The following is a 13,385-nucleotide window of genomic DNA, read 5'->3' as shown; positions in this document are numbered from 1 at the left end:
GCCCTGCGGAGCTAGGCCCCCGCAAAGCGCATTCAATGATTTACCAGAGTCGGCCCATTTGCCGCGCTCGCTCGGTGCAGAGCTTCAGAACTGCACGGCGCTCATCGTTGCTCATGGAGCCCCAACGACTGATCTCCATACCACTGCGAAAGCAACCCTCGCAAACATCTTGGTCGTTGAGTGCACATACGGAAATACAGGGGGACTTAACCGGGTGCTCTTCAGGCACCGCAGTTTTTACAGATTGTTCAGACATCCTCAGCCTCGAGCAGAGCCAACTCGCTGGCAAAATATTTACCGTTGGCCGCATAGTGATCGCTGCTGGCTTTCAGCAGCGCATAGGCAGCGGGATCGAGAGTTTTTATCACCTTACCGGGAGTACCCACAACCATCGAATAGTCGGGAATCACCGTGCCCTCAGTCACCAGCGCATTGGCGCCGATAATACAGCACTTACCGATTTTGGCCCGGTTTAAGATCACGGCGTTGATACCTATCAAGCTGTAATCACCAATATCACAGCCGTGCAGCATCACTTTATGGCCTACAGTGACACCGGTACCGATTGTCAGCGGCGTACCCGGATCGGCGTGCAGCACAGAGCCATCCTGCACATTACTATTTTCACCGATGGTGATCTGCGCACAGTCACCACGCACCACCGCATTAAACCACACAGAGCTGTTCGCTAGCATACGCACATCGCCAATCACATGGGCACCGGGCGCGATATAGTGGCCCTCACCTTCCAGTTGCGGCTGTTTATCCCCCAATCTGTACAGCATTTGGCCTCCGGCTCAATATGATTATGAACCGTTTATTATCCCGCGCCAAAGGGCCTATGGCTAGCAGGTGGCACTTGTGCTTTTCACTTTCCGAGCACTAAAGCAACTCACCCTGACTTACAAAGTTGGCTCCTTCCAGCTTCAAAAGCCGAGCCTTCAGTGGCAGGCCTCCGGCATAACCGGTAAGGCTGCCATTCGCACCAATTACCCGGTGACAGGGAATTATCACCGCTACCGGGTTGGCACCATTGGCCCGCGCTACCGCGCGAATAGCACGAGGCTGCCCTAAGAGCTGTGCCTGCTGGCTATAACTGCGGGTCTCACCAAAGGGAATCTGCAACAGGGCGTCCCATACTCGCCGTTGGAATTCGGTCCCCCGCGGGGCCAGGGGCAGATCGAAATTTTTCCGCTTCCCGGCAATATATTCTCGCAACTGCTGAGCAGCTTTTTCGATAAGATCAGAGGTTTCTCTTTTCCAACCCGGCCCAGCGCGAAGCGGGCGCTCACTATCGTAAAACTGCAACGAAACAATACCCCTGGCTTCACCCTCATTTACCTGACCAGAGGCCGCTATGGCAACTTCACCCAGTTCTGTGGTGTAACTCTCATAAAAAATCATTTCTGCTCTCCAGATTTCAGGGACTGCCACAGCAGGATTGCCCCGTAAGCCCGCCAGGGCCTCCACTTTTCAGCCCTCGCCAGGGCTTCTTTTGGTTTTGCCTTTAGACCTTTACTGCCCAGTGCTTGCAAAATTCCCAGGTCTGAAGATGGGAAGGCATCCGGCATGGATAGCCCGCGCATGGCAATGTATTGTGCTGTCCAATCGCCGATACCCGGCAATGCAGTGACCTGCGTACACCAATCCTCCAAGGACTGCTCGCCAAAATTAACCCGGCCATCAAGTGTTGCGTCAACAAACTCTCGCAAAGTATTGGCCCGGGTACGTGTCAGCCCCAAGCCGGTAAAATCCGCCTCAGCAAGTTGTTTTGCAGTGGGAAACAGGAACCTCTCAACTCCAGAGTCATCCACAAAGGACTCCCCATAGCGAGCCACCAGGCGCTCCGCAATCGTGGTAGCCGCTGCCACACTGATTTGCTGCCCAAGTATTGCCCGCAAAGCGTATTCAAATGGGTCCCAGGCTCCGGGTAAGCGCAGGCCCGGTCGCTGTGCCAGCTGTCTCTTCAGCAAGGGGTCTTCATTTAACACTGCCTGGATCTCCGCTGTATCAGCATCCAGGTCAAACAATCGACGAAGACGCTGATTAAGCAGGTACAAGCCGGTACCACCCTCCTGCCCGGATACCTCCACTACCAAGCGGTTTCTCTCTGGATCGTGGGTCACCCGCATCACTCCACGCCCCCCCTCCAACGCAAAACTGCGTAAATACTCGCAGTCCCTTACCTGCTCTACCCCCGTCAGGGCTCTGGTACGGAGGAATGCCAGCAATTGCTGCCAATCCAATGGTGGGCGGTAATCGAGATAGAGCCGTACTTTTGTAGAAACACCATATTTCAGCCGCCTATTATGGCCCTCCCTGCGCACCTCGGATGGTGTGCGTTGGTAAATCTGTTTAAACACACCATTAAATCGACGCAAGCTGTTAAATCCCGATTCATAAGCAATTTCTGCTACCGGCAAATTGGTATCACGCAATAAACGAAAGGCAAAAAGCGCCCGCTCAGTCTGCCATACCGACAAAGGGCTCACACCCAAGTGCTCAGCAAACAAACGTCGAAGGTAACGACTGCTGACCCCAAGGCGCTCCGCCAGCCGTTCCACTGAATGAGGCTCCCGTTCGCTGCGCATCAACTTCAGTGCCCGCTGTACGGTGGTAGAGACCAGTTCCCAGGCCGGACTGCCTGGGGCAGAGTCTGGCCGGCAGCGTAAACAGGGCCTGAAGCCAGCACTCGCGGCCTCTGCCGCAGTGGCAAAGTAAGTAACGTTCTGCTCGAGGGGGGGGCGTGCGGGGCAGATGGGACGGCAAAAAATCCCGGTGGTTTTCACCGCTGTAAAAAAACGTCCATCGAAACGACGATCGCGAGCCAGTCGCGCACTGGAGCAAACTGCAGCATCAATTTTCATAAACCCCTCCCGTTTCTGACTACCAGTGTATGGATTCCACGCCCATGGAACTAGTCAAAAACGGAACTGGCCATTTTTAAAAAACTGACTAACTGGTCTCACTCAATTGGAAGCAGGCTTATATATCAGTAGCAATAACGGCAGTAACACTTGCGCAGAGAATGCATAAATTTTTTCGCTTACTGGAAAAAATCAGGCTAAAGCATAAATAACAATACAAGTATGAATTTAAAAGTATCTTCGACTCATAGTCCTTTTCTTATATCTGCCTGACACTTTTGCCTAAACATGTTTAACACAACATCTGCGCGAACATTCCCAACCAAATGGCGGAGTTTTATTTTTTAAAATTACAAGAGATATAAACCAGAAAATAGCCCGCCATTTTTTCATCGACCTTCACACATCCAACACCAAAACAACGCATATTAAACGGCACAAAGTCCGGTGCCGTAGTTACATACAAAAGTATTAGCGATTTATCTGCACGACCCCGGAACTATCTACAGGGAAGTAGAGACCGGGAAACTAGTGAAAATAATTTTTATACTTTTCCGACGTTAACCGACGAGATCCATCTCTTCTTCTCCGACAGATAACAAAAATAAAATTTGTTTTCGGAGACTTTAACCATGCCCCAAATACCGCTAATTATATTTTTTCTCTCAATATTATTTTTAAGTGCCTGTGGATCCGACGGTGGCCGGGGAGATGCTGCCGAAGATCTATTGCCAGGCGCCAGTATTGTGGACACTGACGGAGACGGGATTGAAGACAGCAGGGATAACTGCCCAAGCATCAGCAATTCCAGCCAGGATGACACCGATAAAGACAGCAATGGTGACGCATGCGATAGCGATGACGACGGTGATACCCATTCAGACTCCGACGACAACTGCCCGCTAACAGCCAATTCTGACCAAGCAGATAGTGATGGCGATGGCATTGGCAATGCCTGTGATGAAGATCTTGACGGCGATGAAATTAATAATGACAGCGATAACTGCCCCGCTGACGCAAATCATGAGCAGGGCGATATAGACAACGATAGCGTCGGTGATGCCTGCGATAATGACCGTGATGGCGACGATTACACCAATAGCCTGGACAACTGTCCGGATACAGCCAATCCCGACCAAGCGGATCAGGATAATGATGGCATTGGCGACCTCTGTGATGCCGATAGTGATAGTGACAATGACGGCCTGGACGATGGCGCCGACAATTGTCCACATACACCAAATCCCGACCAGAAAGACGCCGATGGAGACGGCATAGGCGATGCCTGCGATAGCGATAGAGACGGCGACGGCTTTGATAACGACTCTGACAACTGCCCGAATGTCCCCAACGCTTCGCAGGATGACCAGGATAACGATGGTATTGGTGACACTTGCGACTCCGACCTCGACAATGATGGCACTGAAAACGATACCGACAACTGCCCTTCTATTAGCAACCCCGACCAAAGTGATATCGACTCTGACGGCGAAGGGGATGCCTGTGACAGCGACGATGATGCTGACGGTATTGACGATGACTCCGACAACTGCCCCGCAGATGCCAATGAGGACCAGACCGACACCGACAATGACGGCACCGGAGATATCTGTGACAGCGACCGCGATAATGACGGTGTAGAAAACAGCAATGATAACTGTCCGCTGGAACCCAATGAAGACCAGACCGACACAGACGGAGATGGCTACGGTGATGCCTGTGACGACAATACCGATAGCGACGGGGACCTAATTCCAGATAGTATCGACAACTGCGTTAATGTACCCAACCCCGACCAGCTAGACCTGGATGGTGACACCGTAGGCGACGCCTGTGATAGCGATCTCGATGGAGATACCGTCGACAACAATAGCGATAACTGCGCCTATATTCCCAACCAGGATCAAGCGGATAATGATAGTGATGGCCAGGGAGACATTTGCGATTCCGACGATGACAATGACGGCGTTGATGACCTCACCGATAACTGCCAGCTTGTTCCCAACTCCGATCAAACAGATACCGATGGCGATAGCATTGGTGACGCCTGTGATTCCGACCTAGATGGCGACGGCATATTAAATGAGGTCGATAACTGTCCCCTTGTCAGCAATACACTGCAGGAGGACCAGGACGGCGATGGTATTGGTGATGCTTGTGACTTGGACAGTGATAGCGACAACGATGGCCATGACGATGGTGAGGACAATTGCCCGGCAGATGCAAATCCCGATCAAGCAGACCAAGATGGAGACAATATCGGCGACGTTTGTGATAACGATCGCGACGGCGACGGAGTAATCAACGATCTCGATAACTGCCCTCTGACTCCAAATGACCAAACCGACAGTGACAACGACGGTACTGGTGATGCCTGCGATGATGACGTTGATGGAGATGGCATTGAAGATAATGTCGACAACTGTCCAGCAGTACCAAATGGTGGGCAGGAAGATAGCGACAACGATGGTGTCGGTGATGCCTGTGATCATGACCAGGATAACGACGGCTCAGATGACGGCGCAGATAACTGCCCCACTATTCCCAACCCAAACCAGACTGATACTGACGGTGACGGTCTGGGAGATGCCTGCGACCCGGATGTGGATTATGACGGTGTAGAAAATGATATCGATAACTGCCCACAAACCATCAACCCTCACCAGGAAGACTCAGATAATGATGGCGTAGGAGATGCCTGTGACTTTGATAGTGTACTTTCCTGTACCTCTTTCGAAGGTCTTGAAGTTATGGATGGTGTGAGTGCTGAGTTGGTCAACGGCATAACCTCACCTTGCGATGGATGTTCAGTAACATCTATCGACAAGGTAACCAACGGAATACTCTCCGATGCAGCCAGAATAGAGGTAGTTAGCGGTGCTGGAGGCAGCGCCTATATCCAGATAAATCACGACAATATTAAGAGCGGCCGCTACATGATTGGCTTCCTGGTGGAAAATGGCAATTCACCGCTCGATGAGATCGAACTGAACAGCATTGTTATCGGTACTTACCTGGATGGCATAGCCACTGGCGAGACTACAAGCGGTTATATGCTCGCCCCCTTCAAAGTGAACGGAGCGCACTATCACCGTCTACTCCTAGCAAATACCCAGGCTGACTTTGATCAGGTTCGCCTAAGCCTGAAAGGCCTGAACTCTATTAATAACAAGCTGGATGTTTATCTAGCCTGCGCGGTACCGATTGACCAGCAACCATAAGCTTATTAATCATCGAAGCAGCAGCCCTAAAAAGGGCTGCTGCTTTCACTATCGCCATAAAAAGTACCTTTCATTTTTTCTACACAGCCCCTTCAAGGTATTAGCTTAATTTAATCGCCGATTACTATTAAGCCTGCAGTTACGCCTAATTAATAGATAAATCCGCCAGAATAATTTCAAACCTATCTTATTCAGCACAGGTTAAGTCAGCGGTTCACATACTGGCAACACCCTTCCTGGAAGGGTTACCTCTTCTATAGCAGGAAAGAAACAATCCTCTGAAGCATTAAACCGCTGTTTGATTCCAATTTTTTTCAGCAAAAATATAGGAAAATAGACAGCGGACGTAAAAAACTGGAGTAACCAAACCAAAAATAAATCAAGGAGGTTTTACCATGAAAGGAAAACAGATAACTTCAATTCTGTCTAATCTTTTTATTTGTGCGAGTCTATCTATAACCGTGCTTACAAATGCAATGGATGCTAGTGATACCAGCAACTACACTGAATACACTAAAGCTGATTCCACAGTAACTTATACAAATAAACCTCGCATTTTTGACCACACCAAAATTGATGAAGCCGTTAAAAACACCATGCGGGATATCGAAATTCCCGGCATGGCTATTGCCTTGGTTGCCAGACCTGAAATGCCAATCATATGGTCTAAAGGGTATGGAGTAAAAAGCCTGGAGGAGGGTGGCCTGGTTACCCGGAATACGGCCTTTTGGCTAGCATCAGTGAGTAAAATTGTTATGGGAACAGCGATTGCAAAAGCGCAAGAAGACGGAATCCTGAGCCTGGATCAGGAAGTACAAAACCTTCTTGCTGGGGGCTATTTCAACATTGATAACCCCGGCTCACAACCTATTACACTCCAGCATCTTGTCACCCATAGATCTGGCATTAATGATGGCCCCGCATATCAATGTAGTTACTATATCAATCATGGAGATGGTACCCACTCAAAACTGATGAACCTCAAAGAGCCTGGAATCTGTCCAGAAGACAGCCCAATCACCTTGGCCGGTTTTTTAGGAGCGTACCTCGACAGCGAGGGAGAGTTTTATGATTTAGAGCACAACTTTCTCTCGCAGACACCTGGAGAAGCATATGAATATTCTAATATAGGAGCAGCCTTAGCTGGATATACTTTGGAACTCACCAGCGGATTTTCTCTCGCTGACTATGCGGATAGAGAAATATTTACCCCTCTAGGTATGATTAACACAAGCTGGAAGCTCCCCGACTTTATCCCAGGAAATATCGCCAGCCCACACTATGCAATCGAAAATAATTTAACACCTATACCACACTACGACCTTGCAACCTGGCCAGATGGAGGATTAAGGAGTAGCGCCTATGATATGGCACTATTCCTCACCACTATTATGAATGGTGGTGAATTAGTATCAAGAAAACAGGGCAGTAGAATTCTAGAGGCTGAAACTGTTTCTAATATGTTGACACCAATTGAAGATGGTTTCGGCATTTTCTGGGGTCTTGATTTTCTATGGAATTACAATGGAAAAAATCACAAACTTAATGGCCACAATGGTAGGGATCCAGGCTCTTTTTCTTACTTACTCTATAATCCAGCTGATAAAATTGGAGTAGTTTTATTGGCTAACAGCAACCTTGAGAATATCAACAAAATCAAAGTCAACAAACTCATAACTAAACTCTTCGAAGCCGCCTCAGGGCTACAAACAAGCATACAATAGTATAACTATCTCTTTAAGTAACGGCCTTCGACTTATAATGTAGGTTGTTCTTAGGAGTATACAGCAAGCACTACGGTGAGTGTCGGAAACTATAAATATAGATCACCATTCTGACCTCACCCCCTCTTCAGTATATGAAGCAACAATAGCTTCAACAATTAACTGAAATTAAAAAAAAAGATTCTCTGGTTTATGATCAGAAAAAATTATCTTTTTAGACCTTATAAGAGAACTCCCTCCCGATTAGAAAAATACACTACAAAGCTATTTCTTAAAACCTCTTCTTCCAACTATCAATGAGCATTAGCAAATAAACCCTCAACCCTAACATTAAAGAAACCATATCAACCAGGATTTAAGGAAATAGCAAAGAGCTCAACTTCCCAAATCAACCTTAACCTTTACTTTCAGGTAAAAAAATAGCCCAACAAGAAATGGGCTATCAAATATAGATCACAACAATAAGAAATCCCTAACAATTAAACTAAAAATTGCCAGGGACTTCTTGAGGCAAGGATTAACTATTGTACTATTGTACTGTTATGGTTATTACCAATTTGTCCGACTGTTGCAGTATCCATAGTGCCGGTTTGAGTCACACTAAAATTATTACTTTGCCCATTCTGCGAAGCAACTGCAACATTCATCATTCCAAACTGGGCTAAGAGTCCCGTATTACTGGTTCCAAGCTGGAAGGAGTTTGCAAAGTTAGAAGTACCAGTTTGCAAGAGATTCAGAGTGTTCGACTCCTGCTCCTGTCTAACAAAGGCAATATGGCCAATGCCAACCTGTGAGGCATTCAACAAGTTATTATTTCCTAACTGATCCGCATCAATAAATCCACCTGTAAGGTTGGACTGATTGATATTTACTGTATTGGTATTACCAACTTGACTTGAATCCGCAGAGCTACTTACAACAACAAACTGCCCAATCGTGGCTACATTGGAAGTGCCTACTTGAGTAGCTACCGCAGTAGTACCACCGAAAGTATTTGCTTGAATAATTGTCGCTGTATTACTTTGCTGAAACTGGTTGATCGTCGCTACAGTGGCTTCTGCAGTAATCTGAGATGTTGTTGCGGTATTGTTGTTACCAACTTGCGCAATACCGGCAGTCGTTCCAAGAGTGGCAAAATCCTGAACAGAATTAGCTGTATTTGACTGCCCATCCTGAAGCTGAAATATAGAAGCAAATGAGGTGCTATTTATCTGCTGGCCAAAGGCACTGTTACTGGTGCCAATCTGGGTTTGGGAAATCAAGCTATGGGTAACTGTTGGGTCCACCTGATCCACAACACTAGTGTGCGCATTGCCACTTTGGTTAACAATAGCAGTGTTATTGTCAGCAAAAACACCTTGACTGGCAATAGCGAACAAAACAGCGGCTGCTATGGGGGTACATCTTTTCACGTTTATCTCCTTAGGAAATGAAATTAGCAAACTTAAACTTCTTGTTACTGCTTTAAAGATGAATCTAATCAACATCACGCCCTAGCACAAAAGCAAACGCCAAATGCTTAAAGGGGTTTCCTGCGTAATACTCAACAAAAGTTGTACCGATACTCTGGCAACTATCCTTGTAAATTTCCTCACAGTAGAAACACACAACGAGTTACTTCTTATATATGGCCACAGCTTGATGCTGTGATGAGTTTTGTAGCCAGGCCGTGCTTGCGCAATAGGAGATAAGTACCGAAAATATAGGAAAAAATACCCAGGTAGATTAAGACCTTGAAGAAAGCTTTCAAAATCAGGAAAAAATATTACACAATGGTGTAATCGCCCAGCCAGATTACAAAATAAAGGTGTGAAGATTTAGAGCGTAACAAAGGGAGGTGCAATATAGACTGACTATTTACCAAGTATAAATACAGTCAAATGTCGCGGCCTGGCCATCTTAAGTCAAACCGCTAACGAATGAAAAGTCAAATTTAGATATAATGGACCTACATATCAAATACGATCTCAATACATAGGCCCATCCAAAGATTAGATTTTACATCTACTGAATACAGGCGTCGTTTGCATTATCAAAAGTGTTAAGTACCCAAACACTGCCAGTACAGGCAGGAACATTCTGATCCATAAGATCATTTCCTGTATTACCTGCCGCATCATTTCCGATAATAAGCCATCCTGTCTGAGCAAATGGCTGCATCATGATTCCATTTACACCATTATCTGTTGATAAGTTCTCTGCAATAATACCGCCATTTCCTTCGGCAACTACGATGCCACTCGCCCCATTAGAGCTGGTATCATTATCTCTCAACAATGAATTGTTACCGACAATTTTTACTCCCATAAGAGTATTTCCTGTCGCCTCAGTAGTTCTCACCTGGCTTCCGTCACCCATCAGACGAATACCCATGCCTGTATTGCCATTCGCGTAAGAAGCCTCCAAGGTGTTGCCAGTGCTCCAAAGGGTAACTCCGGACAAACTATTGAGAGTGGTACTTACTCCCATAATAAAATGGCCACCATCACCCTCTGCAGATACTCCAGTGGCACAACCCTCAATGCTTCCACCGCCTGCAGTATCCTCAAGAACCCTGCCTGCTCCAACTAACCTCACTCCGATTCCAACGGGAGTATCACAACTAATGGTATAACCATTTAAATCCAGGCTTGCACCTTCTTTTAACGTTACTGCAGGATTTATCGCGCATGAAAGAATATCCCCAGACAGAACAGTTGCGGATGTAAGAACATCACCACAGCTGACAGCTGAAGCTATACCCGACACCGAAATACTGGCGGCTCCGGCAACGGTGAGCAGTACTGCTTTTAAAGGATTAACACTTACATTTTTCATATTAGATTCCCTTCATTTATTGATTGTTTCAAAGGAGAGTACACCCAAAGCCAAGGAGAGTTTGACCTAGGTTTGAGAAAGGGCCATAGGAAATTTTTCCTAAATAGATAGCAAAACAACCTGGATTATCAACAGCCAAAACAATCAATATCCCCAACAGATACTGTTATAACCATTTACTATTTTTCAATTGGCCCAGGTAAGTAGAATGCCCGACCCCAGGTAAATTAGGAAGATTAAAAAAATTATAAGCCTATGAGAAAAACTTTTATTCCGGGCATAAAACGTAAAACAACACGACAGCCATAAAAAGATAAGCGCACCATTTTACAGCAAAAAACAGAAGCACTGAAAACCATAAAACAGCTAAAGCGTCAATTCATTAAAGATTTATATGTTAACCAGAATACAAACGAAACTTGATTTATATATAAAACTTATTCTTATGAAGAAAAAATCGGATACTATTACAGCAAATCCATTATATTAATGCATTTGTCGCGGGGAGAACATAATAATGCTCATCCCCACCACTGCCACACTGGCACCGGTTATATCCCAGACAGTTGGCTTGACTCCATTCACCAACCATAGCCACATAATGGACGTAAAGATATAAATACCGCCATAAGCTGCGTAAACCCGCCCTGCCGCGGTCGGGTGAAGTGTTAACAGCCAGACAAATAGCGCGAGACTAATGCCGCCAGGTAGCAAAAGCCAAGCACTCATTCCCTGCTTGATCCAGAGATAAGGAAGATAACAGCCGGCAATTTCAGCAAGTGCAGTTACAAAAAACAAAGCTATTGTTTTTAATTCAAACATTACCGGAGATTTACCGCTTTCCTTATCACCAAAAGTTCACTAGCGATTACTAATCAACGGGACAAAGACTTTCAAGCGAAGTAGTAAATGCACGCTTCATAAATTCAAATTGCTCATTGGTCTCCATAAGTTTACTCAATGAGCTTCTGGCGACAAGAAAACGCTTTTTTTCTGACTCTGTCATTCCTTCATGATACAGATATAACTGTTCTACAGGCTTCATTGCTGCCTTTTCTTGTCGGTAGTGGGAATCTGCAGACATCGCCAAATCCACCTTATCCCTTATGGACCCGTCAGGCATAATTTGCACCGACACACTGGGAACCAGATTGGCAATTGGCCCGGTTAGATTGAGTACCTCTGGATTCAGCTCACTCAGTTTTCTGGCAATATATACCTTCAGCTTGTTATTCCTGACTTCCAGCTTCACGAATGGTTTTATTGTTTTGAACTTATCTTTATCTTCTTCGAACAATTTAACGGAAGCTTCCAACATCACCAGGCTTTGCGTATTCAGGAAACGTTCATACTCCTCCAGTTGGCAAGAGGCCTGCACACTTTGGCAGAATACAAAGGCGAGAATCAAGGCTGGTATTTTCATTGTTCCAATGTTTATCCTTAACATTTTTATATTGGCCGCCCAATTCCAGCGGGCAAACCTTCCTTTACCCCAAGGATATTTTAGTCGCCTTTTTACAACCGAGTTTCTATAGGTTCACATTTGAGGAATTTCCTGCAAAATGTACGCGGCGTCCCTCTTTTTACAAGCTATAAACGCCATAAACAGATAAAAGGTAGTAACTGCCAGTTCATCAGTACCTAAAAATATGAAGGGGCAGTAAAGGAAGGCCAGCATCAGTTCCAATAGTGACCAGTTATTGACGAAATAAACAACGCCAGCCCAGCTCCAAACTCGTTAATCAATGTGCTGGCAGTCAATAATTGTCCAAAATCACGGGCGGTAAAGACCTGGCTTGGGACACCCACTCTTCCACACTCTCTCTTGCCAGCAGTTTCACTATCCATTGGTGAGTTAGGGGCCAGGTATTCAGTTGGGGAGAATGTGAGTAAATCCGAATAACTGTAGGCACCAGTACCAGATCGGCCAGAGAAAGCTCCCCACATAGATAAGGGCCACCATTGGATTTCAGTTCCGACTCCCACACAGAAAATAATCTCTCCGTATCCTTATGCTCATCCGAGGTCATCTCACGCTTATTGGGATAAAAAGCACTTTCAAATGACAGGCGGGGACAGAGCCCCGATAACCCGGCATGTTGCCAGCTCAGAAATGAGCGGACCCTTGCCCTGGCTAAAGGCTCAGCGGGGAGCAGGGCATCCCCACCTACTTCATTGGCATATTCCATAATTGCCAAAGAGTCAAAGATGATGTTATCGCCATCAACCAACACTGGTACGGATGCAGATGGTGATATTTCTCCAATTCGCCGCAGATTTTCGAACCTCTGGGGCTTTCTTATATCCACCACTCGCTCTTCAAATTGAATACCAAGCTCCCGCATAGCGAGCCAAGCGCGGAATGCCCAAGAGGAGGCATTTTTTGTACCGGTGTATAAAATACGGCGCATCCTTTCTCTCCACCTAACTGAAGACTAGTAATTTCCACCTCATAATAACCGGCGCTTATTTAGCAACGAAAGAATGCAAAAAGCTATTTATTTTCTATCAGTTTAAGGGCACAAACGTACCAACAAATTTAAGCCAAAGTGCAACAGGTTTGACTTGATTGAACAAGCTTAATGAGAACTACAAGTAAAGCCTGGGGGAGAAGAGAATCACTGAAAGCTCTAGATAACATTTGTTATCAAAGTAGAAAAAATTATTTAATAGCTTTTACTTCAAAATCAATGATCTGCTTTAAGAAAGAATAAAAAAGCCCGGCGATGCCGGGCTTTTAATTCCAGTCCTAAAAC

11 protein-coding genes are annotated in these 13,385 nt (G+C 46.0%); 2 read left to right on the top strand and 9 right to left on the bottom strand.

Annotated elements, in window-relative coordinates:
* Positions 1 to 40 precede the first annotated feature (40 nt).
* From ABWV76_RS00635 to ABWV76_RS00620, 4 genes are all read right to left on the bottom strand, one after another.
* Positions 41 to 256 (bottom strand): DUF1289 domain-containing protein, encoded by a 216-nt coding sequence (locus ABWV76_RS00635; RefSeq protein ID WP_020411718.1) that lies wholly within the window; start codon positions 254 to 256, stop codon positions 41 to 43.
* Positions 249 to 785: a gamma carbonic anhydrase family protein gene (locus ABWV76_RS00630; protein ID WP_282951260.1), complete on the bottom strand. Its 537-nt coding sequence runs from the start codon at positions 783 to 785 to the stop codon at positions 249 to 251. The genes ABWV76_RS00635 and ABWV76_RS00630 overlap by 8 nt, the downstream gene beginning before the upstream one ends.
* Positions 786 to 882: 97 nt before the next feature.
* Positions 883 to 1,404, bottom strand: a complete 522-nt coding sequence (locus ABWV76_RS00625) for a methylated-DNA--[protein]-cysteine S-methyltransferase (RefSeq protein WP_020411716.1) — start codon at positions 1,402 to 1,404, stop codon at positions 883 to 885.
* Complete coding sequence (locus tag ABWV76_RS00620) at positions 1,401 to 2,867, bottom strand: DNA-3-methyladenine glycosylase 2 family protein (RefSeq protein ID WP_353374959.1); 1,467 nt, start codon at positions 2,865 to 2,867, stop codon at positions 1,401 to 1,403. Before ABWV76_RS00620 ends, ABWV76_RS00625 begins: the two co-directional genes overlap by 4 nt.
* Positions 2,868 to 3,499: 632 nt before the next feature.
* Between ABWV76_RS00620 and ABWV76_RS00615 the strand changes: the two genes are divergently transcribed.
* Both ABWV76_RS00615 and ABWV76_RS00610 read left to right on the top strand, forming a co-directional pair.
* Positions 3,500 to 6,088 (top strand): thrombospondin type 3 repeat-containing protein, encoded by a 2,589-nt coding sequence (locus tag ABWV76_RS00615; RefSeq protein WP_353374958.1) that lies wholly within the window; start codon positions 3,500 to 3,502, stop codon positions 6,086 to 6,088.
* A gap of 395 nt (positions 6,089 to 6,483) precedes the next feature.
* Positions 6,484 to 7,812 (top strand): serine hydrolase domain-containing protein, encoded by a 1,329-nt coding sequence (locus tag ABWV76_RS00610; RefSeq protein ID WP_353374957.1) that lies wholly within the window; start codon positions 6,484 to 6,486, stop codon positions 7,810 to 7,812.
* A gap of 521 nt (positions 7,813 to 8,333) precedes the next feature.
* On the opposite strand, the gene ABWV76_RS00605 is transcribed toward ABWV76_RS00610, so the two are convergent.
* From ABWV76_RS00605 to ABWV76_RS00585, 5 genes are all read right to left on the bottom strand, one after another.
* On the bottom strand, positions 8,334 to 9,299 hold the full coding sequence (locus ABWV76_RS00605) for a hypothetical protein (protein WP_282951263.1): 966 nt from the start codon (positions 9,297 to 9,299) through the stop codon (positions 8,334 to 8,336).
* A 517-nt stretch (positions 9,300 to 9,816) separates the two neighbouring features.
* Positions 9,817 to 10,629 (bottom strand): right-handed parallel beta-helix repeat-containing protein, encoded by an 813-nt coding sequence (locus ABWV76_RS00600; RefSeq protein WP_282951264.1) that lies wholly within the window; start codon positions 10,627 to 10,629, stop codon positions 9,817 to 9,819.
* 486 nt (positions 10,630 to 11,115) lie between these two features.
* On the bottom strand, positions 11,116 to 11,451 hold the full coding sequence (locus tag ABWV76_RS00595; RefSeq protein WP_020411710.1) for a YnfA family protein: 336 nt from the start codon (positions 11,449 to 11,451) through the stop codon (positions 11,116 to 11,118).
* 49 nt (positions 11,452 to 11,500) lie between these two features.
* Positions 11,501 to 12,052 (bottom strand): hypothetical protein, encoded by a 552-nt coding sequence (locus ABWV76_RS00590; RefSeq protein ID WP_020411709.1) that lies wholly within the window; start codon positions 12,050 to 12,052, stop codon positions 11,501 to 11,503.
* A gap of 334 nt (positions 12,053 to 12,386) precedes the next feature.
* Positions 12,387 to 13,040 (bottom strand): glutathione S-transferase family protein, encoded by a 654-nt coding sequence (locus ABWV76_RS00585; protein ID WP_353374956.1) that lies wholly within the window; start codon positions 13,038 to 13,040, stop codon positions 12,387 to 12,389.
* Between the last annotated feature and the right edge of the window lie 345 nt (positions 13,041 to 13,385).

Source organism: Microbulbifer sp. NBRC 101763 (assembly GCF_040371615.1).
Lineage (GTDB): Bacteria > Pseudomonadota > Gammaproteobacteria > Pseudomonadales > Cellvibrionaceae > Microbulbifer > Microbulbifer variabilis.
The sequence above is the reverse complement of the archived record's forward strand: the minus strand, read 5'-3'. Positions and strand labels throughout refer to the sequence as shown.